The sequence below is a fragment of the Autumnicola musiva genome, assembly GCF_031846585.1.
In the GTDB taxonomy this organism is placed as follows: domain Bacteria; phylum Bacteroidota; class Bacteroidia; order Flavobacteriales; family Flavobacteriaceae; genus Autumnicola; species Autumnicola musiva.
In genome coordinates this window covers 502503-528605 of record NZ_JAVRHK010000001.1, presented here as the reverse complement: position 1 = coordinate 528605, position 26103 = coordinate 502503, and the positions used below count along the sequence as shown (strand labels likewise).

General features: G+C 38.9%; 17 protein-coding genes and 1 tRNA gene. 6 read left to right on the top strand and 12 right to left on the bottom strand.

Annotated features, from left to right (window positions below; genetic code table 11):
• Positions 1–274: 274 nt before the first annotated feature.
• A tRNA-Ile gene (locus RM539_RS02295) sits at positions 275–351 on the bottom strand.
• A 175-nt stretch (positions 352–526) separates the two neighbouring features.
• Positions 527–940 carry a methylmalonyl-CoA epimerase gene (gene mce, locus RM539_RS02290; RefSeq protein ID WP_311501877.1) on the bottom strand — a complete coding sequence of 138 codons (414 nt, stop codon included), beginning with the start codon at positions 938–940 and terminating at the stop codon, positions 527–529.
• A 70-nt stretch (positions 941–1010) separates the two neighbouring features.
• Here mce and rbfA point away from each other — a divergent pair, with 70 nt between their 5' ends.
• Both rbfA and RM539_RS02280 read left to right on the top strand, forming a co-directional pair.
• Positions 1011–1406: a 30S ribosome-binding factor RbfA gene (gene rbfA, locus RM539_RS02285; protein WP_311501876.1), complete on the top strand. Its 396-nt coding sequence runs from the start codon at positions 1011–1013 to the stop codon at positions 1404–1406.
• A 1-nt stretch (position 1407) separates the two neighbouring features.
• Positions 1408–2607: an ABC transporter permease gene (locus RM539_RS02280; protein ID WP_311501875.1), complete on the top strand. Its 1200-nt coding sequence runs from the start codon at positions 1408–1410 to the stop codon at positions 2605–2607.
• Here the strand turns inward: RM539_RS02280 and dusB are convergent.
• The 3 genes from dusB to RM539_RS02265 form a co-directional block, all read right to left on the bottom strand.
• Positions 2604–3596, bottom strand: coding sequence for a tRNA dihydrouridine synthase DusB (dusB, locus tag RM539_RS02275; RefSeq protein ID WP_311501874.1), 993 nt, complete (start codon positions 3594–3596; stop codon positions 2604–2606). The genes RM539_RS02280 and dusB overlap by 4 nt on opposite strands.
• 172 nt (positions 3597–3768) lie before the next feature.
• On the bottom strand, positions 3769–6201 hold the full coding sequence (locus RM539_RS02270) for an outer membrane beta-barrel protein (protein ID WP_311501873.1): 2433 nt from the start codon (positions 6199–6201) through the stop codon (positions 3769–3771).
• 224 nt (positions 6202–6425) lie between these two features.
• Positions 6426–9377, bottom strand: a complete 2952-nt coding sequence (locus RM539_RS02265; RefSeq protein WP_311501872.1) for a serine hydrolase domain-containing protein — start codon at positions 9375–9377, stop codon at positions 6426–6428.
• 340 nt (positions 9378–9717) lie between these two features.
• Here RM539_RS02265 and RM539_RS02260 point away from each other — a divergent pair, with 340 nt between their 5' ends.
• From RM539_RS02260 to RM539_RS02250, 3 genes are all read left to right on the top strand, one after another.
• Positions 9718–10980, top strand: coding sequence for an ROK family transcriptional regulator (locus RM539_RS02260; protein ID WP_311501871.1), 1263 nt, complete (start codon positions 9718–9720; stop codon positions 10978–10980).
• Between the two features lie 44 nt (positions 10981–11024).
• A complete protein-coding gene (nagB, locus tag RM539_RS02255) occupies positions 11025–12965 on the top strand; it encodes a glucosamine-6-phosphate deaminase (protein ID WP_311501870.1) in 1941 nt (646 codons plus the stop codon).
• A 65-nt stretch (positions 12966–13030) separates the two neighbouring features.
• Positions 13031–13975, top strand: coding sequence for an N-acetylmuramoyl-L-alanine amidase (locus RM539_RS02250; protein WP_311501869.1), 945 nt, complete (start codon positions 13031–13033; stop codon positions 13973–13975).
• A 19-nt stretch (positions 13976–13994) separates the two neighbouring features.
• Here the strand turns inward: RM539_RS02250 and RM539_RS02245 are convergent, their stop codons facing one another.
• The 6 genes from RM539_RS02245 to RM539_RS02220 form a co-directional block, all read right to left on the bottom strand.
• Positions 13995–15224, bottom strand: a complete 1230-nt coding sequence (locus RM539_RS02245) for an NlpC/P60 family protein (RefSeq protein WP_311501868.1) — start codon at positions 15222–15224, stop codon at positions 13995–13997.
• A 14-nt stretch (positions 15225–15238) separates the two neighbouring features.
• Complete coding sequence (locus RM539_RS02240; RefSeq protein WP_311501867.1) at positions 15239–16258, bottom strand: dipeptide epimerase; 1020 nt, start codon at positions 16256–16258, stop codon at positions 15239–15241.
• The gene (locus RM539_RS02235; protein ID WP_311501866.1) at positions 16248–17711 is read right to left on the bottom strand and encodes a sodium:solute symporter; all 1464 of its coding nucleotides are present in this window, start codon (positions 17709–17711) and stop codon (positions 16248–16250) included. The genes RM539_RS02240 and RM539_RS02235 overlap by 11 nt, the downstream gene beginning before the upstream one ends.
• A 5-nt stretch (positions 17712–17716) precedes the next feature.
• Positions 17717–19369, bottom strand: coding sequence for a glycoside hydrolase family 10-like protein (locus RM539_RS02230; RefSeq protein ID WP_311501865.1), 1653 nt, complete (start codon positions 19367–19369; stop codon positions 17717–17719).
• Positions 19370–19484: 115 nt separating this feature from the next.
• A complete protein-coding gene (locus RM539_RS02225; RefSeq protein WP_311501864.1) occupies positions 19485–20987 on the bottom strand; it encodes a SusD/RagB family nutrient-binding outer membrane lipoprotein in 1503 nt (500 codons plus the stop codon).
• Positions 20988–20992: 5 nt separating this feature from the next.
• On the bottom strand, positions 20993–24064 hold the full coding sequence (locus RM539_RS02220) for a SusC/RagA family TonB-linked outer membrane protein (RefSeq protein ID WP_311501863.1): 3072 nt from the start codon (positions 24062–24064) through the stop codon (positions 20993–20995).
• Between the two features lie 233 nt (positions 24065–24297).
• Here RM539_RS02220 and RM539_RS02215 point away from each other — a divergent pair, with 233 nt between their 5' ends.
• Positions 24298–25053: a DeoR/GlpR family DNA-binding transcription regulator gene (locus RM539_RS02215; RefSeq protein ID WP_311501862.1), complete on the top strand. Its 756-nt coding sequence runs from the start codon at positions 24298–24300 to the stop codon at positions 25051–25053.
• Positions 25054–25203: 150 nt separating this feature from the next.
• On the opposite strand, the gene murQ is transcribed toward RM539_RS02215, so the two are convergent.
• Entirely contained in the window at positions 25204–26019 is an 816-nt protein-coding gene (gene murQ / locus RM539_RS02210; protein ID WP_311501861.1) for an N-acetylmuramic acid 6-phosphate etherase, read from the bottom strand.
• Between the last annotated feature and the right edge of the window lie 84 nt (positions 26020–26103).

Below are 26103 nucleotides of genomic sequence, written 5' to 3'. Positions count from 1 at the left end.
ACTTTTAACTATGGCCGGATTATTCAATTTTACCTCGTGTACCTAAGATAGCCTTGCCGAGGCTACCAAGACCCCTGAAGATCATTATGCAAAAGGGAAGGATGAACTGAACCAGAGGAAGAAAAATCAGTTGTTATTATAAAGGCCGCTTTAATTAATTGTGCAAAATAAATGGATCAATCTATAGGTAGAAAATAATTAGCTAAATGTTGTATATATGTTGTACCCAAGAAGAAACAAAAAAGCCTTACATTTCTGTAAGGCTTGATTTTGCTGGTGGTCCCACCTGGGCTCGAACCAGGGACCCCTTGATTATGAGTCAAGTGCTCTAACCAGCTGAGCTATAGGACCCGTTCCCGAAGGAATTATAGGAGCGCAAATTTAGATAATTGAATATTACCTCACAAACAATTTCTTTATATATTTTTCGTCCCAGTTTCCCTGTCTCTTAAAATAGTATATCTCCTCTGAACATGAGATCCTGAAACAGGTTCAGGATGACGTAAGATCAAACCTCCTTTATCTCTTAAGAGGGCCGGGCTGGAGCTTCCTGGCATAATTCTACCAATACTCCATTCGAAGATTTCGGGTGTAAAAAAGCAACCAGTTTGTTATCGGCGCCCTTTTTGGGTTCTTTGCTAATCAATTGAAAGCCTTTAGCTTCCAGTCGTTTAATTTCAGCTTCAATATCGTCTACGGCAAAAGCCATGTGATGAATACCTTCCCCCCTTTTTGCGATAAATTTCGCGACCGGACTGTTTTCATTTGTAGCTGCCACTAATTCGATTTTACTCTCTCCAATTTTAAAAAATGAAGTTGAAACACCTTCACTTTCCACGGTTTCAGTTTTATAATTTTCGGCTCCCAGCAGGGCGGCATATGTTGTATTAGCTTCTTCCAGGTCTTTAACGGCTATCCCTATATGTTCAATCTTTTTCATTTTGTGCTTCTGTATTACAATTTTAAATAGATAAAAATACTATAATCTTTAAATATGCTATTTTTGTACTATGGAAGAAACAAACAGACAAAAGAAAATAGGAGGCGTACTGCAGAGAGATTTAGCTGATATTCTTCAGAACAACCTAAGGGAGGCAGGTAAAACAGGGATTTTGATATCTGTCTCCAAAGTAAAGGTCACTACAGATCTTTCCATTGCCAAGGCTTACATAAGTATTTTTCCGTCGAAAAACGCCAACGACATATTAAAAGAAATTGAGGCGGTAAAGCCAAAAATTAAGCATGAAATGGCACAGCGTACCAAAAATCAGCTGCGTAAAATGCCCGATTTAAATTTTTATATTGATGATTCCCTGGAATATATAGAAGGAATTGAAGATTCTATGAAAGGAAACGAAGATCCTATTTCCAATCCCGACCTGCTGGACAGAAGGAAAAAGTCTTAATTTGAAATTTTCATTCTACATCGCAAAGCGGTACCTTTTTACCAAAAGCAGCAATAACGCGATCAATATTATTACCATTATCGCCGCGATTGGAGTGTTTGCCGGTGCTTTTTCTCTTTTTATAGTTCTCTCGGGATTTTCAGGCCTGCGGGATTTCAGCCTTTCTTTTACCAATGAATTCGATCCCGACCTAAAAGTCCTCCCCGCCAATGGAAAAACCATTCAAATTTCTGAAGAACGGGCTGCCGAAATTGCCCAAATTGAAGGTGTGGCTCAGTTTTCTAAAGTAATAGAGGAAAGGATATTCCTGGATTACCGCTCAAAAAATCATACTGCCTTTATTAAAGGGGTTGATGAGAATTACCAGCAGGTTAATAACATTCAAAATGCAATTTATGATGGTACCTGGCTATCCAAAGGTGAACCCCAGGTGGTAGTTGGTGCGGAAATAAGCAGGTTGCTGGGCCTAAGTGTTTTTAATTATAATGAACTACTGCATATTTTGGTACCCAAACCAGGTAAAGGCCAGATTACTAATCCTACCGATGCCTTTAACCGGCAACAGGTGATTATAAGCGGAATTTACAGCGTAAATGAAGAGTTGGACAGCAAATATGTATTTTCAAACATCAGTTTTGCTCAAAATTTATTGAATTTAAGTGACAGCACTTATACAGCGATGGAATTCCGGTTAACTCCGGGATCCGAACCTGATGCTGTTTCAGAGAGAATAAAGCAGGTATTTTCTGAAGAAATTATAATAAAGAACCGGGCACAGCTTAATGAGGTGCTTTATAAAATGCTGAATACCGAGAACCTGGCGGTATACCTTATTTTTACCCTGGTACTTATTATTGCACTTTTTAACGTGGTAGGTTCTATAATAATGGTAATTCTGGATAAGCGGGAAAATGTAAAAACGCTGTTTAGCCTTGGGGCCACACCAAACCAGATTAAGAACATTTTCTTTTTGCAGGGAATGCTGATGTGCTTTATAGGCGGAATAATAGGCCTGGGATGTTCTTTGCTGCTTATTTATCTTCAGCTGCAATATGATCTGGTGATGATTACTCCTACCCTGCCCTACCCGGTAACAATTACTGCGGAAAACATCCTGATTGTGATTGTAACTATAGGAATTTTAGGCCTTATTGCCTCTTATATTGCAGCGGGCCGAAGCAAAAAAGCGCTGGCGCGTTAAGCAAATTGGTAACCCGCAAATTCTTTTTCCACCTCATCAAAAGCGGTAAAAACATCAGCTGCATCATCACTGGTCACCATTTTCATACGGTATTCCTTAAAATGCGGGATTCCCTTAAAATAGTTTGTGTAGTGGCGGCGCGTTTCAAAAACACCTAATTTATCTCCTTTCCAGTCGATTGCCATTTGCAAATGTCTTCTCGCCGCATCCACACGCTCCTGTAAGGTTGGCGGTGCCAGATGTTCACCGGTTTGAAAATAATGTTTTACTTCTCTAAAAAACCATGGGTAGCCTATGCTTGCGCGGCCTATCATAGCGCCATCCAGGCCAAATTTATCACGCATTTCCACTGCTTTTTCGGGGGAATCAACATCGCCATTCCCAAAAACAGGAATATGCATCCGCGGATTATTTTTTACCTCAGCAATAGGATTCCAGTCTGCTTCACCTTTATACATTTGTACCCTGGTGCGGCCATGAATGGAAATAGCCTTGCAACCTACATCCTGAAGCCTTTCAGCCACCTCTACAATTTTAATGGAGTCGTTGTCCCAGCCGAGCCGGGTCTTTACAGTAACCGGAAGCTTGGTGTGTTTTACCATGGCTTCAGTCAGGGAAACCATCAGGTCTATATTTTTTAAAATACCGGCTCCGGCACCTTTGGAAACCACTTTCTTTACGGGACAACCAAAGTTAATATCAATAATATCAGGGCCGGATTTTTCCACAATTTCAACAGATTGCAGCATAGACTCAAGATTGGCCCCAAAAATCTGAATTCCCACAGGCCGTTCTTTTTCATAAATATCAAGCTTCATCACACTCTTTGCCGCGTCGCGAATAAGGCCTTCAGAAGAAATAAATTCGGTATAAACCACATCTGCACCCTGCTCTTTGCAAAGTGCACGAAACGGTGGATCGCTTACATCTTCCATCGGCGCTAACAACAACGGAAATTCTCCTACTTCTATATCTCCAATTTTTGCCACAACAATTTTCTTTTAAAGTGCTAAATTAAGAAAAACCATTTAACCCGCTAAACTGAAAAAATTGTCTAAAATCAAATAAACCTGATCTTAATCTTCCGAAGAAAGATCCAACGGGCTACGACTACGAGTTATGAATCTAAAAACGACTTTAAAGTTTCCAGGCAATTAGAAATTAAAGAGCGCTCGCTTCCTCCAGACGAACACTTTCTTCGGCATCAATAGAACGGCTATTGTCTCGCAGTTTAAAGTTCCCGAACTTATAAATTACACCAAACCTGATCTTCCTGGATTCCGGCTTGGCGAAAAAGGAATAATTCTGATTTAAATATTTTGAAGAGAGTGGAATATTCATGGTGTTGAGAATATCTTCGGCATTTATGGTTGCTACCAACCTGTTATTAAAGAAGCTTTTCCTAAGACCAATATCAATACCAAATTGCGGCTCTTCAAAGTTGTAAGATCCGGCAATAAAATCAGGATTGTAGCTGGCACTAAGCTCTCCTATAAAGGTACCGTTTTTAGATAAAGTAAACTGGTTGAACATTTGTAGATACGTACTTGTTACATCATTGGTCACTTCCATATTACCGCTTTCATACGCGATAAATTCATTTTCCATATAGTAGAGAGAACCGTAAAAATACATATACCACCAGTCCTTAGGATACCCGTAGTACATTACATCCAGGCTAAACTGCTGCTCGTAATTCATATTTGCATTTACAGACCTTAGGAGATGCTCCTCGTTGTTCTGAAAAGGAAGAACGGCCGTAGCATTATCTGCCCTGTCCCAGTACAAATCGAAAGATAATTGATTTTTATAGGTATAATTGAAGTTAATTTTATTAGAAATAGCCGGTCTTAAATTAGGATTTCCCTCGTTAAAAATATTCTCATTTAAGAAGTACAAATAAGGATTAAGGCTTTCAAAACGCGGCCTTACAATCCTTCGGCTATAATCTATGCTGAAAGAATTATTTTCATTTTGATTATACATCAAATAAAAGGTTGGAAATAATTGAAAATATTCCTGGGTATTAACAGCCCCAAGATTATTTGAAATCCCTTCAATATCGGTATACTCTCCGCGTAAGCCTCCTTTAATGCTCCATTGTTCCCAATCTTTAGAAATACTGGCATAAGCGGCATAAATATTTTCATCATAATTAAATTCATCGGAAAGATTTTCTACAAATTGTCCTGCTCCGGAATCGGTATTGAAAAAATCGAGTCCGCTATCTGATGTAATTCCGGAATATTTTAATCCGGTCTCCACATTTGTGCTTCCCCAGGGCGAGCTTAAATCTATTCTTCCTGTGTAAATATGACTTTTTTGGCCGGAAATTGTATTAAAAGAATTATCGTTCAGTAAATTTCCTTCTGCGGAAATATACCGCGTCAAAAGATCCTGCGCCTGGTCATCATCATAAAGTATATAATTGGCCACGGCCGAAAGGGAAGCTCCTTTTTCACCAACAGAAGTAGTGTAAGTAGAACTTAATAATATATTATCCTGATCATTTTCCACCTTACTGTCCGTAGTGTAAAGGGAGTCCAGCTGATTTTGGGGATTATATATTTCTGTACGCCCGTCTATATCAGAATCAGTTTTTGGAGTAAGCTGGATATTTGCGCTAAGGCTAAGGGAGCTAATATCACTTAAGGTGAAATCCAGAATGGTATTAAGGCTGTGGGAAATTGTCCTGGTATTTCTTTCAAAATCGTTGTACCAGCGGGAGTCTACTTCGCCATCAAGCTCATAGAAAACTATACGGCTTTCATCATTTTTATAATCGTACCTGGAATTGAAATTGTAACTGGCAAAAGCATTCAGCCAGTCATTCTTATAATACTGGCTGGTACCAACATTATATTTTGGAACAATAGCAATAGTATTTGAAGCATTTACACTTCCTTTATAGCCAATAGATAAGTTTTTACTGGTTTTTATATTCAGAATAGCACCACCCTCGGCATCATATCTGGCCGGGGGGTTAGTAATAACCTCTACGGACTTTACATTGTCGCCAGAAAACCCTTCCAGCAATTGTTGCAGTTCCTGGCTGGTAAGATAAACCTTGCGGTCATTAATATAGACGGTGGCAGGACGGTTCCTAACCAAAAGTTCTCCCTGACTAATTATTACGCCCGGGGTTCTTTTTAGGATATCATAGGTGTTTCCTGTGGATAAGGTAGAATTTTCCACATTAAAGGTAAGGCGGTCAATACTACGGGTTACTTTTGGCCTCCTGGCATTTACCGTTATTTCATCAAGATTAGACGAGACCTCTTCCAGCTCAATTGTTTCTAAACTGGTATTTCCATTTACCTCAATAGTTTGCAGGTATTCCTGATAGCCCACAAAACTAACTTTCATTAAGTAGCTGTTATCTTCTATACCGTTTAAAAGATAAACTCCATTTTCATCAGAAACCGCACCCTTATAGACAGAGGTAGAATCTTCAGCATCCAATAAGATAACATTGGCAAATGCAACCGGCTCATCATTGCTTACCAGTTCACCTTTCACCTCGCTCTGGGAATAAGTTTGATTAAATATAAAAAGGAGTAGGGTAAACAGTGGGGCAACACGTTTTTTGAACATAAAAGCTGGCTTCTTATTTCATAAAATTCAAACAAATATAATATTTCCTGAATAAACGTTGAATTTTTTATTACTTCTATTCTTTTATTCAATCGATATTGCGGAAATAGAGGTTATTTTGCATTATTGATAATCTGTGAAAGATATTTCAATAATAGTGGAGAAATCTCTATTCCTAAGAGGAAATTCTGAAAATACCTGCTTTTGAAAAAAGAAATAAAAATTTAATTCATGATAGCCTCATAAAGAGCCTGTTGAATTTTTGTACGGGTATTCAAGGCATACAGCCTGGTGTTTTCCCTGGTAGGCAGCACCCGGTTAGAAAGAAAAAGGTAGAGCAGGTTTTCCTGAGGATCTACCCATGCATAAATGCCGGTAAACCCGGTATGGCCAAAACTATCCTTGCTGGCATCTTTGGCTGTGTTGCTATCTTCTCCCTTATATTCCAGGGAAGGTTTGTCAAAACCTATGGCACGGCGATTGTCATTATCAGGAAACTGCGTTCTGGAGAATTCATTTAAAGTAGAGGCTTCAATAAAACGCTCCCCGCCATAAACACCGCGGTTTAAATACATCTGCATCAGTTTTGCCAGGTCATTGGCGTTGGCAAAAAGTCCGGCATTAGCAGAAATTCCGCCCATCATAATCGCACCTTCATCATGCACGCTGCCATGAATTGAAACATGCCGAAACAAAAAATCACTTTCTGTAGGGACAATCCTTTCCACCGGAAATTTCTCTGAAGGTTTATAAGTTAAAGTTGTTGCACCCAACCTATCATAAAAATTCTCATCTATAAACTTTCTGAAATCTTCGCCTGTAATTTCTTCAACTATAGATGGCAGCAGATAAAAGGCCAAACCGGAATACTTATATTTTGCCTCCTCTTCCAGCGGGGATTTCCTGATGGCCTTAAAAATCTTCTTCTTGTAATTGCGATGCAACCACATATCATCGGCTACCTTCACAGGAAACCTGGCTGAAGAATCCTTTTTAAAAGTATTCCATTTATAGCTTCCGTTTTTTCTAAGGGTGTTTTTCCAGTAAGGGATCCACGGCTTAAACCTTGCCTGGTGGGTTAAAATTTGCCGAAATGGAATTTCTGCTTTATTGGAATTTCTGAAATACGGCAGGTAATCATCAATTCCTGCCTCAAGGCTGAATTGTTCCTCATCGTACAACTGCATTAAAGCCGGTAAAGCTGAAGAAATTTTAGTCACCGAAGCCAAATCATACAAATCTGTACGTTCAACTTTCACGGTATCGCTGTAACGATGAAGGCCGTAGGCTTTGTACAAAACCACTTTCCCGTCCCTGGCCACAAAAATCTGTCCTCCGGGAATTGCCTTGGCATTTATGGCCTCGTTCATCAAAGAATCTACCTGGCCTAATAATATTTTAGAATCCATCCCGGCATCTTCGGGAGTGGTATATTTAAATCGGATTCCTCCATTTACATTAATCCCGTGGCCGGCTTTAAATTTTTCCCCAACCCTAACCGGTAGTTTACCGTTGGCATCTATTCCGCCAAAAATAAGCTGGGCGGCCAGTTCTTCAGTAATTTCAGAATCCTGGTAAGTTTCAATCAATACCGGCGCCTGCTCGATATTATCGATTTTATTAAGCGCATACGGATTTTTAAAAAAGCTGATGATAGTATTATTTTCTGCGGAAAGTTCACCTATAAAATCCCGGACTTCTTCTGAAAGCTTCATCGTATTCCGCGGATATTTACTGTCATCATGAATTCCAACAACGGTAAGATTATAGTTTTCCAGCTCTTCTTTTATTTTATTTATTTCTGAAGTTTTGGCATCTCTGCGTAACTGGAAATGCCTGACTTTTTTATAAAGCCTTAAAGCTTCCTGAAATTCGGTTGTATTTTTAGCTCCAATAGAAACCGAAGCTACTTTTAAAGTATCCAGTCTTTTTAAAGGCAGTAAATTTCCCTCATTCTTAAGAACGGTGAGCGAAGCCTCCACTAATTTTCTTTGCAGCGTAAGTGCCTTAGGTGTGTTTAGCTGCTTCATGATATTCTTTACCGGCAACGGCTTATAATCATCCAGTCCAACCCATTGTTTTACGGCAAGAATCTTTCGGCATCTTTTATCAATTTCCGCCTGACTAATTATGCCTTGCGCTATGGCTTTGCGTACTTCAGCAATCGCTTTGGGTACATCCTCAGTAAATTCCAGCAAGTCATTTCCGGCCAAAACTGCCATTTTATCCACCACTCCCGGTTCATTACCCTTGGTGACGCCTTTCATATTCATGGCATCGGTAACAATTAGCCCTTCAAAACCTAACCTTTCTTTTAAAATTCCGGTGATAATTTCTTTGGATAAAGTTGAAGGCACTCCGGTGGAATCAAGCGCGGGAATGTTTAAATGTGCAACCATTACTCCGCCAATTCCTTCTTCTATTAATTTTTTAAATGGATACATCTCCAAGGAATCCAACCTTTCAAACGGATGGTTAATCTGCGGCAGGGCGTAATGAGAATCGGTATCGGTATCGCCATGGCCGGGAAAATGTTTTGCAGTGGTAAGTAACCCTGCATCCTGCATCCCCTTCATATAAGCAATGCCTTTTTCAGTAACATTAAATTTATCCTCGCCGAAAGAGCGGTAGTTGATAACGGGATTATTTGGATTATTATTTACGTCTACCACCGGTGCAAAGTTCAGGTGCAACCCGGTTCTTTTTATCTGCCGGGCCACCTCCTGCCCCATCTCATAAATCAACTTATCATCCTGAATGGCTCCCAGTGCCATTTGATAGGGAAAGCTAAGGGTGTTATCAAGGCGCATCCCCAGCCCCCATTCCGCATCTATGGCTCCTAAAAGCGGAACCTGCGCCGCCTGCTGATAATCATTCATCAATTCCACCTGGGTTTTAGGATCGCCCTGGAAAAAGATGAGTCCGCCAATCTTTTGCTCTTTAATCAATTCGAGAATTTCCTGCTTATGCTCTCTTCCCCTGTTGGAATATGCCGCCACCATTATAAGTTGGGCGATGCGTTCATTGGGAGTCAGGCTTTCCATAATTGAATCTACCCATTTGCTGTTTTGATACTGAAGAAATTCAGGTTGAACCGAAGTTGTATCCTGGGCATTTAACTGAAGGTTAAAAAAAACTGCAGCCAAAACGACTACAAAAGCTGATTTTATTCTCATTCTGATAAATTGATAATGTTATATGTATTTCTAAGAGGCAGCCACTTCATTAATACTCGTTTTATTCTTTTTGATATCATCTGCAAAGTAACATTTAGCTTATTATTTAATGAAATTCGCATGTAAATTTATGAATAGGAAATAAAGAATAATGGATCAATATAGAAGCAAATAATGAATTGACAACATATTATAAAATATAAATTTATTATAAATAAATAATCTTTTGTAAAATTTTTATATAAGTTTTTGAGAAAAGATATTTTTAATCTATTTTTAAATCAGCAAAAAGTCTTTTATTAGCTCCAAAATCTAATTACAACATTTTGTTTTAAAAAATATGAAAAACCTGGAATTATTGACTGAAAAAGAGCATCTGGTAAATTCCAGTAATGTCGAGCGAAAGAAACATCTCCAAAAAATAAAAATTCTTCAGAATATCTATTTTCAAGGTCCGCAAACCAATACTGAAATTTGTGAAAATTTCAACATCAGTTCGCCTACTTCTATTCGGCTTCTTAACCAATTAATAGAGGAAGAATGGATTAAAAAAGATGGCCGCGGAAAATCTGTGGGCGGTCGCAAACCCGAGCTATACGCGCTTCGGGAACAAAAATTCTATATTGTTGGAGTACAATTAGAAAGGTTTAAGATAAAGATGGCCCTTTTCGATAACCTCAACAATAAAATTGTGGAGTATGAGGATATTCCCTTCAAAATCGAAGAAGAAAAAAGCATCGTAGATCATCTTTTTGAAACCACTGGCAATCTTATAAAGGAATCAGGAATAGATGCTGAATATTTGCTTGGAATTGGCATTAGTATGCCCGGCTTGGTTTCTTCCCGGGAAGGTAAGAATTTTACTTATTTCCTGAATGAAGAACAATCGGAATCCCTTGAGCAAGCTCTTAAAAGAAAATTTGATAAGCCTGTTTTCATTCTTAATGATGCAAAAAGTGCCTGTCTGGCCGAATTCAATTTTGGCCTCGCCAGCGATAAAAAGAATGTCCTGGTAATTTCTATGGACTGGGGAATTGGGCTGGGAATTATAATAGAAGGAAAAATGCACCAGGGTTCAACCGGTTTTGCGGGGGAGTTTGGGCATATCCCGCTTATTGATGATGGATTGCTCTGCCACTGCGGAAAACGGGGATGCCTGGAAACAGTAGCTTCCGGCCTTGCCCTGTCCCGTATGGCAAAAGAAGGAATTAAAGCAGGTGCAAGTTCTATCTTGAGCAGGCTGCCTGATAAGGAAATAGAGGGGATTCAGCCACAAATTATTATTGATGCTGCTAATAAAGGAGACCAGTTTGCTATTAATATACTATCTGAAGTTGGTATCAACCTGGGTAAAGGAATTGCCATTTTAATCCAGCTTTTTAATCCTGAGCTCGTAATACTGGAAGGAAAATTTGCAGATGCAAAACAATTTATAACCACTCCTATTCAACAATCCATCAACACTTATTGTATGGCCCAACTAAGGGAAAAAACTGAAATTTCCCTGTCTACATTGGGTGACGATTCGGTACTGTTGGGATCTGTTGCCACGGTGATGAAAAACATTTTTGAAAATCAGATTAATACAGCAAACACTGTCTAGAAAACAAAAAATAATTATAAAACAATTCAATTATCTCTAACCCTATGGCAAGATTAAACCTTCTTGAGGAAACCCGTTTTGAAAAAGTTCCTGTAAACGTTTATAAAGATCAGCACATTGCTTCAAAAAATGTAGCAAACCGTATTGTTAATCTCATTAAAAGAAAGCAGAAAAACGGAGAAACTGCCGTACTTGGCCTTGCCACCGGGGCTACTCCCGTAGAAGTTTATGCTGAACTGGTTAGAATGCACCGGGAAGAGGGGCTAAGCTTCAGCAATGTGGTGACATTTAACCTGGATGAATATTACCCGATGACACCCGATTCCAGGCAGAGCTATGTTACTTTTATGTATGAAAACCTTTTTGATCATATAGACATAAAAAAGGAAAATATACATATACCGGATGGAACTTTAAATAAAGAGGACATTGCTGACTATTGTATTGCTTATGAAAATAAAATAGGGGAACTGGGAGGATTGGACCTTCAGATTCTTGGAATTGGTAGAACAGGGCATATCGGGTTTAATGAACCGGGATCTGCCCCCAATTCCGGCACCAGGCTGGTAACACTTGATGATCTTACAAGGCGTGATGCTTCCCGGGATTTTGGCGGAAAGGAAAATGTGCCCACCAAGGCCATTACTATGGGCATAGGGACAATTTTTAAAGCCAGTGAAATTATCCTGATGGCGTGGAACACCAAAAAAGCTTCCATAATTAAAAAGGCAGTGGAAGGTGAAATTTCAGGCGAAGTTCCTGCCACTTACCTGCAACTTTCAGATAATACCGAATTTGTCCTGGATGAAGATGCGGCTTCAGAATTAACCCGCTTCAATACCCCATGGCTGGTAAAGGATTGTATCTGGGACAAGCATCTTATTAAAAAAGCCGTCATCTGGTTATCTGGTGCGGTGAACAAACCTATTCTGAAATTAACGGACGAAGATTATAACAATAACGGTATGGCCCAGCTTGCTACGGAAAAAGGGCCTGCTTATAATATTAATATTGATGTCTTTAATCAGTTGCAGCATACCATTACCGGCTGGCCGGGTGGAAAACCCAACGCTGATGATTCACAGCGTCCCGAACGGGCTGAACCCGCAAAAAAAAGGTCTGTAATTTTTTCTCCCCACCCCGATGATGACGTAATTTCTATGGGTGGGACTTTTATAAGATTGGTAGACCAGGGACACGATGTGCATGTGGCTTACCAGACTTCAGGAAACACCGCAGTTTGGGATACTGATGTGCTGAGATATATGGAATTTGCCATAGATTTTAATAAGAGCATTGGGGAAGACACTTTAAAACCAGAAGGGGTTTATGAGCAAATGCGAAATTTTATTAAGCAGAAACAGCCAAATCAAATTGATCTTCCCGAGGTGCGGAATGTAAAGGCATTTATTAGAAAAAGCGAAGCCATTGCAGGAGCGCGTTATGCCGGACTTCAGGATAAAAATATCCATTTTATGGCGCTGCCTTTTTACGAAACCGGAAAAACTGTAAAAAATCCGGTTACCGATAAGGACGTGGAATTAACCATTGAACTCCTTCAGAAAATAAAACCTCACCAGATATTTGCTGCGGGAGATTTTGCAGATCCACATGGTACGCACCTGGTATGTTTTAAAATTGTTGTGGCAGCCATGGAAAAACTGCGTAAAACTGAAGAATGGGCCAGAGAAACCTGGCTGTGGATGTACAGAGGCGCATGGCATGAATTTGAAACCCATGAGATTGAAATGGCCGTACCGCTATCCCCTCAGGAAGTGGAACGTAAGAAAAATGCCATTTTTCAGCATCAGTCCCAAAAAGACCGTCCGGTATTTCCGGGAGATGATGAGCGGGAATTTTGGGTGAGGGCGCAGGAAAGGAACCGGGAAACAGCAGCAGATTATCATAAATTGGGGCTCGCCAACTATGAAGCTATGGAAGCATTTGTAAGATGGAAATTCCCCCTCGCGGAATCCCAAAAGTAAATTTCCACTTTTTTAGTAAACTAAGCCTCAAGAAGAATTCTGGGAGATTATAAATAATATATAATATGAATAAGATATTTACCGCTTCCTTGCTGCTTGCCTCCATATGTATTATGGTTTCATGCAGTTCCAATCCCTACTCCAAAACCAACAGGGTTTATAAGAAGCAAACGAAGGCGTACGCTAAAGAACTACGGATTTCTCCTGAAGAGGAGTTATCAGATACATCCAAAATACAGTATGGAAAAAATTGGGTTGGGACCACTAATTTTAACCTCAGGAAGCCCAATTATGTAGTAATCCATCATACTGCACAGGATTCAGTAGAACAGACTTTAACAACCTTTACGCTGCCCCGCACGCAGGTTAGCTCCCATTATGTGATTGGCCGGGATGGAGAAGTATATCATATGCTGAATGATTATTACCGTGCATGGCATGGAGGCGCTGGCAGCTGGGGAACTACCAATGATCTTAACTCTGCTTCTATTGGGATAGAACTCGATAATAATGGTTTTGAGGATTTCAGCGATGCTCAAATTAAAAGTCTGCTGGACGTACTGGAAATGCTGAAGAGGAAATATAAAATTCCCGCTGAGAATTTCATTGGCCATTCCGATATCGCACCTTCCAGAAAGGTAGATCCCAGTGTTTATTTTCCGTGGGAAAAATTAGCAGAAGAAGGTTATGGGATGTGGTATAGCAAGGAAATTGTTGAAAATCTCCAGATGGAAGAAGCATTTTTCAATACGCAGAACCAATTGCTTATTACACAATTAAATTCACTCACTCAAAAACTGCCATTTCTGGACCGTCTTCTTTTTCCTGCAGTAATTCCTTCAGATTTTAATTATGTGGATGCGCTGAAGATTATTGGATACGATACTTCAAATCTGTCTTCGGCCATTCAGGCTTTTGAATTACATTTCATCCAGGAAGATATAAATGGAATTCTAAGCGAACATGACCTTAAAGTACTATACGATCTTTATAGAAAATCCCTCCAATGATTTATCTTCAAAAGGTAATTTATTCTGAAGCTTCTGCAGAAGCAGCATCTGTGGTAAAAATATCTTTTTTCCGAAGATAGGTAAGCCCCTCCCCTTCCTCGTTTAGCACACGTTTGCTTCTTAAATATCGGTCATGATTACCCTTGTCAAAATCTTCAGCATTTTTATCCATACTACTAATACGCACACTGCCCGAAGAATGAATAAACCTGTTGTTCCCAATCCACATACCCACGTGTACCACCCTTTCTGAAGTGGAATCTGTAGCCGGTCTTCCGAAGAAAAGCAGATCTCCCGGAATCAGGTTTTCAAAATTTCTAGTGGAATCTACGAGTCTTCCCGTATGCACCTGTTGGGAAGCATCACGTGGTATCACCATTCCGTTTAAAAAATAAATGGTTTTGGTATATCCACTACAGTCTACTCCCTTAGGAGAAGTTCCACCCCATAAATATGGCAGTCCCATCAGCTTTTTGGAAGTCGCAATAAGATCTTCTCCTTCAGGATTCAAACTATTTAACCATTCTTCATATTCTTTCGCTTCATTTTGCTGAATAAAAGCCGTTCTGCCATCAGGATATTCAACTTTAAAAAAGTCATTTTCGGTACCTGTTAATTCCAGAATGTCACCCGCAACAAGATCAGATACTATCTCTGAACCTGAATCTGCTTCAGCAAAAGAATTTCCAAAAGGCTGAAGGTAAATTAGTTTTTCTGAAAATTTCCAGTTTTTATATTCTTCTTCGGAATAAATCTGTACTCCACCGCCATCTACCCATGCCAGGTAATCATCTGGAGTTTGTATAAGGTACCAGTTCCCGTCTTTTTTATAAACATTTACCGGCATACCAAGCGTAGCTTGCGTAACCAGCTCGGCAGAATGCCTTGCATCTCCCCTTAGATTAGCCACGGAAATTTTAATAATTCCTTTACTGTTAGCCAGCTCTTCTTCCGGAAGCATTTGAATACTATCCCTATAATTGATGTTTTGAGACTTCAGTTTTTCTTTTAAATTTTTAACGGCTTCAGGAAGATTAGATTCTCCTTTTAAGATAAAAGCTTCCTTATTTTCTTCTGCCTGAACATCAAAAAGTGCTACGCGTTTATCCGGCGCATATTCCTGCCGAACCTCAGCAATCACATTTTCAGCCTTATTAGGGGCTTCAGAATTTTCATTTTCACCATTATTACAACTGCCCAGCATCAATAAAAACAGGGACAAAAAGGCTAATTTCAATATCTTTTTCATCTTCATTGTATATTTTATGTAAATTTAATCAATTTTGCTCCGGTACCGTTCCTTTCAGGAAAATGTACTTTTCCATCTTTTAATTTTACCCCTTCGGCTATATCATTTTTAAGAAGTAAAGCCCCGTCCATATCTACATAATCCAATAAAGGCAATAGATGCGCAATGGCCGAAATCCCCACGGTAGACTCGGTCATACAACCTACCATAACCTTTAATCCAAGGGATTTTGCTTCAGCAATCATCCTCCGGGCAGGGGTAAGCCCTCCGCATTTGGTTAGTTTTATATTAATGGCGTGAAAATAACCCGCACATTTTCTTACATCGGCTTCAGCAATACAGCTTTCATCGGCAATAACCGGCAATACCGATTCTTTAAAAACCTTCTTCATACCATCAAAATCATCTTTCGGCAAAGGCTGTTCCAGAAATTCTACATTTAAATCCTTCAGCAAAACGGCATTTTTAATCGTTTCTTCAGCTGTCCAGGCGCAGTTAGCATCTACCCTGAATGCAGCATTGGTGTGCTTCCGCAGTTCCTTTACAATTTGAACGTCTTCGTTAGTGCCTAATTTTATTTTGTATAAAGGCCATGGAAAATTCGTCATTTTCTGTACCATTTCTTCTACGCTACCAAGGCCGATGGTATAATTTGAAACAGGAAGGTTTATTAATTCCAGACCCCAAATTTTATAAAGAGGCATGCTTTTGGTTTTTCCGTAGAGATCGTGCACCGCAATATCCAGTGCACATTGGGCAAAGGAGTTATCTTTAAAATATGGAGCCGTAATTTGCCAAATTTCTTCAGGGGTTTTATGAATGTTTTCAGAAAGTACAGGAATAACTTTTTCTACTTGCCTGCTCATCTCTTTGGTGCTCATCCCATAATAGGAAGTTGCCGCTGCTTCGCCATACCCGGTAAATTCGCCATGTTTAAGTTCCACAATAAGCGTTGGTTGCACATTACGTGAGCTATGGCTTATCCTGAACGGATCTTTTAGTTCGAGATCTAAAGCATATGTTCTAAGTTCCATAATTATTTTTTGAAATAGTCGATTTTCTAATCATAAACAGTCCAAAACAGGTTAGCAGCGCATTTACCAGCAAGATTTCAAATCCGAAACTGTAACCGTAGAACCAGGTTGCAGAATTCAGGTCGAGAATAACACAAATAATAGGAGAAATTATACAAATAAGCGGCACAAATTTATCCTTTACCTGCTTTTTGGAAAGTAAACCAAAGCTAAAAAGACCAAGCAATGGCCCGTAGGTGAATCCCGCCACTTTAAAAACTGCATTTACCACACTACTATCATTAATCTGATTAAAAACCATAATAACGCAAAACATAAGAGCGGTAAAACCAAGATGAACTGCAAGCCTTGTTTTTTGTTGTCCTTTAGCTTTTCTGGAAGGCAAGTCTAAAATATCCACACAAAATGAAGTGGTTAAAGCGGTTAAGGCCGAATCTGCACTTGAAAAAGCAGCGGCAGTAATACCTAGAAGAAAAACAATGCCGGCAGCTATTCCGAAGTGGTTTAAAGCGAGCATTGGATAAAGATCATCCGTGCTATCGGGAATGGTGATTCCTGTGTCAAAGGCAAATTTATATAGCAAAATCCCCAAAGTGAGAAAAAGCACTGTGGCAATAAAAAAAGTAATAGCGAACCAGAGGATATTCTTTTGCGCATCTTTAGTTCTTTTGATGGTGAGGTTTTTCTGCATCACGTTTTGATCCAGACCATTCATGGCAATCGTGATAAAAATTCCTGCCAGAAAAGTTTTAAAAAAGTTTCGATCTGAACGCCAATTCCATTCAAAAATATCAGACATTTTACTTTCGGATACTACTTTTACCATCTGGAGAATAGAAAGTTCCAGATGATTTAAGATAATATACATGCTAATAATCACAGCCAGCAAAAGGAAGGTAGTTTGCAGTGTATCTGTCCATACAATAGTTTTTATACCTCCCCTGAAGGTATATAGCCATATTAGTAAAATGGTGGTGAGTACGGTGACAAAAAAGGGGATTTCAAAAGTGTCAAAAAAAGCAATTTGCAACACCAGTGCTGCCAGGAAAAGACGAAAAGAAGCTCCTATGGTTTGAGAGATGATAAAAAAAGAAGAACCTGTTAAATAAGCTTTTTGACCAAACCTATTTCTAAGATATTCATAAATAGAGATCAAATTCAGCTTATAAAATAAAGGAATAAGAATTAGGGCAATAACCCCATAACCTACCATATTCCCCATTACGAACTGAAGATAAGTCCAGTTTGAATTTCCAACTTCTCCGGGAACTGAGATAAAAGTGACGCCGGAAAGAGTGGCTCCCACCATGCCGAATGCCACCAAAAACCAGGGAGATTCTTTATTCGCAGTAAAAAAAGTCGCATTATCGGCTTTTCCGGAGGTAAAATAACTTATCACCAGTAAGATTAGGAAATAACCCGCTATAATACTAAAAACCAATAATGGTGACATAAGGTTTATTTAAAGGCTGCGTTCTTAATTAATACCTCCTGAAAGTCACTTTCATTTCCCATGCGGTCAACAGCTGTTACCGCAACAGCCTTAATATTTATTTTTTCTGAATTTTTATTCCTGATGAAGGCCGGGAGTTCAAGGATATTATCTTTTCTATTCAAAATTTTGTAATTCCAGTTATCATTATACCTGTAGTAGAGCACGTAACGGAAAATATTTTCAGGATTAGCAGGCACCCAGGTAATTTTTAACTTTTCTCCTACAATTTCAGAAACGCTAACAGGAGATTTTGGAGGTTCATTATCCAGCCAGGGCGTGGTCGGTACCAAAGCTTCTTTTTGATAAGGACCTTCTAAAATTCCTGTCGCCAGAGAAGGGTTTTTAATGAGCGGAGCAATACTCCAGTGCAGCACCCCTGGACTTTCAGGTAACATTCCGCGGGTAATCATAATCTGGCTAATTGTCTCGTGAGGATTATTATCCTCTGCGCTTAGCCCCACATTTATACCCGGCCATAAATGCCTATTTCTGGTGTTTTCAGCAGACCACCAGCCTAGTAGCACGGGGAAACTTTGGGGAAGCTTATTAATTCTCCAATAAAGCTGTGGCGAATAATAATCTATCCAGCCCTTATTTAGCCATAATCTTGCATCTGCATATAGTTCGTTGTACTGGTCCATACCTGCAATGGATTCAGGATAACCGGGGCGCCAGATTCCAAACGGACTTAACCCGAACTTCACGCGAGGCTTTTCAGCTTTAATTTTATTATAAAGGTTTTCTACAAAAGAATTAACGTGCTCCCGCCTCCAGTCCGCTCTGGAAAGTTTTCCACTCTGCTTCAGGTAAATATTCCAGGTCTCATCATCAGGAAAATCTTTACCATTATTGTAGGAAGCATAGGGATAGAAGTAATCATCAAAATGAATTCCATCCAGATCATATCGTTTTATAAGATCCATCACCACATTAGTGGTGCGTTTTTTAGTTCCCTCTTTTGAAGGATCCATCCACCACATGCCGTTTTCAAGCTTCACCACCAGCTCCGGATTTGTTTTAATAACCGATTGTTCACTTATTTCTTTACCGGTAGTGTGATGCGCCCTGTATGGGTTTAACCAGGCATGCAGTTCCAGCCCGCGATCATGCGCTGCTTCTATCCAAAAATGTAATGGATCGTAGAATGGTTCAGGAGCCTGGCCTTGTTTTCCAGTTAAAAAATAGGACCAGGGTTCCAGGTCGCTTTGGTATAAAGCATCTGCCTGTGGCCTTACCTGTAAAATTACCGCGTTAAAATGATGATTCTTTAAAAAATCAAGAAGCCCGATTGCTTCCCGTTGTTGTTCTTTTGAATTAAGCCCGGGGCGGCTGGGCCAGTTAATATTGGCTACAGTAGCCACCCAGGCAGCACGAAATTCCCGATCTGCCTGCGGAAAATTTACTTTTTCCTTTTTTGCAACAGGAACAGGTTGAATTTCTTCTTTTTCTATAGAAGGAATTTCCGAGGATGGTTTATCTTCTGTCGGTGAAACTTCATTTGATTTTTCAACCTCTGGCGGCTGCTTTACAGGTGCTGTAGATTGAGTGGTTTTGCAGCTGTTAAGACTTAAAAAACAAATTAGAAACAACAGGTAATAGCTTCTTTTTCCAGTCATGAGATAAATAAGTAAAAACTTAATAACGAAAAATGCCTGCGATTATTTAAAGAAAAATCTGGAAAACCCAATATAAAAATTCAGGTTTTCCAGATTATTAAAGCTTCAAAAATTTTTATTCTTCAGTATCCCACCATAATGGTGTGGTAAGCCTGGTAGCTGGATCATTATCTGGCATATTTTCATAGTTACGATCCTCTTCATTATATTCATACATCATGGCTTCCAGCCAGTCGTCTTCCCCCGGGAAAAGGCTTACGTTTACATTTTCCGGACGTTCAAGGCCGGGATAAATTTCATCGTTATAATCCATTCTTCTAAAATCTACCCAGGTTTCAGGGTTTAGCATATTGGCGATATATTTTTGCACAAATATTTGAGAAAGTCCAAAATTTGATTGACCAATTTCTTCATCTATCTGGTTTAAATAGCCTGAAATCTCTTCAGAAGGGACATTTAATTTTTCAAGATCTGCTTCCACTCCTGTTTTATAAGCCGCATATGCACCTGCTACATCTCCATTTCTAAACCTTGCTTCAGCTTCAATAAATTTAACTTCGCTATATGTCATCATATAAGTAGGCGAATCGGGAGAAGTATAAAAACCCCCGTAACCAACGGAATAATTATCACCTTCTTCTTCCTCATTCTCTACCCCGGCACCTGTAACAACACCCTGGTAACCACCATTAACAGCCTCAGGAACTATAACAGGTAATCTTGGATCTCTAAATTCGCTCTCCGTATTTAATGGATCTTTTAAAAGCTCTACAAAAAATTCAGAGAAGTAATCGAATCTGGTGGAACCATAACCATTCACACTAAATGGTTGATTATCGTTAGAAGCATTTCCTCCCCCGTACGTAATTAAGGCATTATCCTGATTGGAAATGAACCCATTTTCTGCAGCTTCTATAACGGCCTGTGGATCGTAAGCAAATTCGCCAGATGATTTTTTGATAAGATGATTTAAATATCTTGCTCTAAGGGAGTAAGCAAAGCGTTTCCACTGCTCAAGATCTCCATTGTAAAGAATATCCCCTTCTGCAGCATTTAATGAAATTTCACTTTCCATATCCAGTTCTGAAAGCGCTTCATCCAAAAGTGTAAATATCAGCTCATAAACTTCAGGCTGAGAAACAAATTCCGGTTCCAATTCTATTGTTCTTTCAGGATCATAACTATCATAAGTAACAATAGCTCCATATTGATCTGTAGCCATTCCAAAAAGGTATGCCCTAAGGATTTTACCCACTGCGGTATAATGCGGGGAATTATATTCTTCTCCTAAATAAATTAAATCTGCAGTATTTGGTAATGCATAAACATATACGTTTTGCCAAAGAAAATAACTACCTGTAGTTAAAGAAGTGTTCCATGATTCTGAATAATATGCCGGGGTATTTTGGGAACCATATTGTACTACTCCCAATACCTCCCGGATTCCACGATATTGTGCGGTAGCTACGGTGTTTTCTATAGCTCCTTCAATACGGTACTGTGGCGCCAAACCTGTATTTGTTGGATTGGTTACGGAATCATTTACATCTAAATAGTCTTCACAACTAAAGGTTGCTATTATGCCTATAAGGCATAGGAATCTATATATATACTTCATAATTTCTAAAATTTAAATCTTAATCCTAAATCAAATCCCCTGGTATTTGGAGTTCCCAGATTATCTATTCCTACTGAACCTGCTCCTTGAATTCCCGCACCAAAAGTATTTACTTCAGGATCAACCCCGGAATAATCGGTTATGGTAAATAAATTCCTACCGGTAACTGAAATTTGAGCGGAAGCAATGTTAAGTCTATCTAATAAATTTGATGGCAGGTTATAAGTTAAGGTTGCATACCTAAGCCTGGTGAAAGAAGCATCCTCTATAAAATTCTCCGCATCCTGGGAATAATATTGTTGATAATAGTCCATTTCTGAAACTACTGTTGTATTGGGGCTACCATCTGCCATAACGCCCTCCACTACCCGTGTGCCCTCAGAATTTCTGTTAAGCGTTTCTTCCGCCAAACCATAATAAGCCAAAGCAGATTTAGTAGCATTATAGGCATCCTGTCCCTGTACAAGATCCAGTAAAAAGCGAAGATTAAAGTTTTTATAAGAGAAGGAATTGGTAATTCCCAAGGTCCAGTCCGGCAACCTGTTTACATCTTCAAATACCACAGTTTCCAGCTGCGGAAAGCCGTCGGATCCAATTACCAGTTCTCCGGTATCATTTCTCACGGCACGGTAACCCCTTAAACCAAAAAGAGAACCCCCTAAAATGGCTGCACCGGCAGCATTATTGCCAAACGCCCAGGAATCAGATAAATAAACCTCATCTAACTGCCCCGGAAGGCCCAAAACTTCATTCTTATTCATACCAAGATTATAGGTCATATCCCATTGGAACTCATTTTCTCTTGGAAATATGCTGGCTGTTAGTAAGGCTTCAAGACCTTTATTTTCAATCTCTCCATCATTATTTAAAGTTGAATAAAACGTTCCCGAGGATGGAGGTACTCTAATATCCCGTAATATCTGATCTGTAGATTTAGTATAGTAAAGACCAAAATCCAAGCTTATTCTATTCTGAAAAAAACGGGCATCAAAACCTACTTCATAGGTATCGGTAAATTCAGGTTTTAATTCCGGGTTACCAACATCTACCCCATTAAAACTATAAGCAGAACTTGCCAGTGGGTTAATATTGGTACTTATAAGGGTTTGTAATAAACCAGGTGTTAGCGCATCTTTTCCAGCCTGAGCATATGTTGCTCTTAATTTTAGATAAGATAACCCATTATCTGAAGTAATGTCATTACCATTTTGCTCAAATAATTCTGTGATTATTGCAGATCCCCCAACCGATGGGTAGAAGAAAGACCAATCTGACTTTGGTAAAGTTGAAGTCCAGTCATTTCTACCTGTAAAATTTAAAAATAATGCGTCACGATACGCTAATTTCAATTCTCCAAAAACCCCTATGTTTCTTCTTCTTAAGATTGTTTCTGTTACACTTTGATCTTCCTGGGCTACATTATTTATAGAGATTATACCGGGTGCTAAAAAACCGTCACCATAGGTAAAAATATAATGATTTTTTTCGTCTTCCACCGTATTCCCTATTAAGGCCTCTACCCCAAAGTCTTCTGTTATGTCTTTGGTATAACGCAAAATTAAATTGGAAGTAGTTCTCCTAAATTCTCTTTCAGACTGGTCAATATAACCATCCGATCTATTTTCAATAAGAGAACCTTCACCTATAACTCTTTTATTAAATTCTCTGTAATAATCTGTACCAAGCTTATATGAGATATTAAAATCATCTAAGAAATTATAGCTCACGTTTAAAATACCCAATAAACGATTAACTTTATTGTTATTAGGGCTATTGGCTAAACTCCAGTATGGATTATCAAATTGCTGATTGTTATAAAATGTTGATTGAGAACCACCCGCATCTAAATAATCGGTAATATCTACATTTACAGGGTAAGATAATAAACTATTAAAACTACTCCCGGAGACACTTCCCTGGCGCGTATTTTCAATCTCTGTTACAATATAGTTAGCAGATGCGCCTACAGTTAAATCATCTGTAACATTTGAGGATGTATTTATTTTAAAGGAAGTTTTATCATATCCCGTACCTTCTATAACGCCATCCTGGGATAAATCACCAATGGAAAGATACATAGTACCTTTCTCAGTACCGCCGGAATAGCTTACGTTATGATCCTGGGTAAAGGCGGTTTGATAAAAATTATCAATATGGTCATAAACCTGCTCTCCTGAAGGTACCTCCGGACCCCAGCTAAATTCAGATTCTGTAACATAACTAAACCCATCGGTACTTAAAACCTGCTGGCCCTGGCCATATACCTGCTGAACATCTGGTGTTCCCAAAATATTATCAACAGAAAAAGTTCCTGAATAGGTTATGCTGCTTACTCCTGGTTTTCCATTTTTGGTGGTAATCACTATCGCTCCGTTAGAAGCCTGAATCCCATATAATGCTGCAGCGGCAGGCCCTTTAAGGACTGAAATGCTTTCTATGTCTTCAGGATTTAAGTCGGCAGCCCGGTTAATACTTGGAACAGAGGTGCTGGCACCTGTGGAATTATCCATTGGGACACCATCTATAACAAATAATGGCTCGTTATTTCCTGTAATTGAGGTACCCCCTCTTAAATAAATACTTGCAGAAGAACCTGGAGCTCCACCTGAATTAGTAATAGAAACCCCGGCTACCTTACCCTGTAGCCCACTAACTATATTCTTTTGATTTCCTTCCTGGAGTTCCTCAGTTTTAATATCCTGAATGGCATATCCCAGGGATTTTTTATTTCTTTCGATACCAAAAGAGGTAACAATTACTTCATTAAGGCTTTCGGTATCTACTGCCATGGAAATGTTGAAATTGTTTTTTTCGCCAATCATGATTTCCTGTTCAGCAAATCCTATAGAGGAAAAAACCAGGATGGTATTATCCTTATCTGGAACCTCGAGCCTAAAATTTCCATCAAAATCGGTAACTGTTCCTGTGGTAGTATTTTTTACTAATACATTCACACCTGGTAAAGGCACACCTTCTTCATCTACCACCGTTCCTGCTATTTCCCGCTGCTGTGCCCATACCTGCACCGAAAACAATAACAGAATTAACAAAATTGAGTTACGTAATTTTTTTTTCATAATATTCCGTTAACAATTAGTATCCAAACAAACTTATTATATTAATTGATTAAAAGCAATTTAAAGCTGCAAATAATTCCTTATTATGCGATTATTACTATTACTAAATTTAAAACTGCAGGTTTTTATTGCATTTTTATTATTTTGAAAAATAATTATTGATCTCTTAAAGTGGGATTGCATCAAAAAAATTTAACATTATAATTAGCTTAGAGAAATATCAAAATAATTATATGAGGAAATCAGAACGCCATCAAATAATATTAAATGAAGTTCATATGCACAACAGGGTACTCTTAAGCGACCTGGCTCATATACTGAATGTTTCCATGGACACAGTGCGCAGAGATCTTATAGAACTGGATAAATCTGATAATCTAAAAAAGGTTCATGGTGGAGCGGTTTCAAATGGATTTAATATTCATTCAGACCAAAGCAGGGAAATTTATGAATATGAGAATAAATCTATTATTGCCAGGAAAGGAATTTCCCTTTTAAACCACGGGGATGTAATCCTGATTAGCGGCGGTTCAACAAACCTGGAATTGGCAAAATTGCTTCCAAAAAAAATGGAACTTACACTTTTCACTCCCAGCCTGCCAATGGCTGTTGAGTTATTAAACAACGCATCAAAAAACATTGAGGTGCATCTTATTGGCGGAAAATTATCCCAGGGCTCGCAACTGGCTATAGGAGGAAGTTCAATAAATATGCTGTCTGAAATTACGGCAGACATCTGTTTCTTAGGTACCGGCTATATGGATATTGAGAAGGGTATTACAGAAATTGACTGGGAGATTGCCCAAATGAAAAAGGCGATGATAAAAGCTTCCAAGAGATTGGTCTCTCTTACCATCTCCAAAAAATTAAATACATCTAACCGGTTTAAAATTTGTGAAATAAATGCCGTAGATACCTTGATCACTGAATTAGAACCTGACTCACATTATCTTGAAAATTATGCTAAACACGGTTTAACTTTATTATGATAGAATAAAAAGATCTCAATACCGGTTTCTAACCGGTAATCTAATTTATAAATGCTAGCAAAATAAATTGATATTCAGATAATTAAATATCCTGTTCCTTTTCGAGCTCCCAACTTTGCCGAGCTTTAAATCGGTCGGAAATCCTTGTTATTAAAGTTGATAATGGGCAATAACTTCTCTTACACTACCGTATTGTTGAAGTAATCGAGCGGCTTCAGCCTCATCAATATTTAATTCTTCCATAATCATTCGGGTACCACGACCAACCAGCTTCTTATTGGAGAGTTGCATATCTACCATTTTATTGCCCTTTATCTTCCCCAATTTTATCATCACGCTGGTAGAAATCATATTCAAAACCATTTTTTGCGCTGTTCCGGCTTTCATTCTTGTACTTCCTGTTACAAATTCAGGACCTGTAATTACTTCTATGGGAAATTCAGAAACTTCTGCTAATGGACTGTTAGAGCTGCAGGTTATACAACCGGTAGAAATTCCATATTCCCGGGCTTTTTTTATACCTCCTATTACATAAGGGGTGCTTCCAGAAGCCGCAATTCCTATTAAAACGTCATTTTCTGAAATATCATATTCCTGAAGATCTTTCCAGGCCTGCTCCAAATCATCTTCAGCATTTTCCACTGCATTCCTTAGGGCGATATCCCCGCCGGCAATCAAACCTATTACCATATGATCTGAAACTCCAAATGTTGGCGGACATTCCGATGCATCGAGTACACCTAATCTTCCGCTAGTTCCAGCGCCTATATAGAAAAGCCTGCCACCAGTCTTCATCTTGGACGCAACCTCATCCACGAGGGCCTCCATTTCCGGAATTTGTTTTTCAACACTTTCAGCAACTGTTTTATCTTCCTTATTTATATTATTTAAAAGGGCTTCGGTGCTCATTTTCTCCAAATCATCATACCTGGAATTTTCCTCGGTATCGGTAAATTTTTTTTCCATTTTAAAATATAATATCATTCCTCAATTTGTTTTGAGGATCAATTCAGCGGATAAAATTATCTAAAATAGTTTAAAATTTAGAAT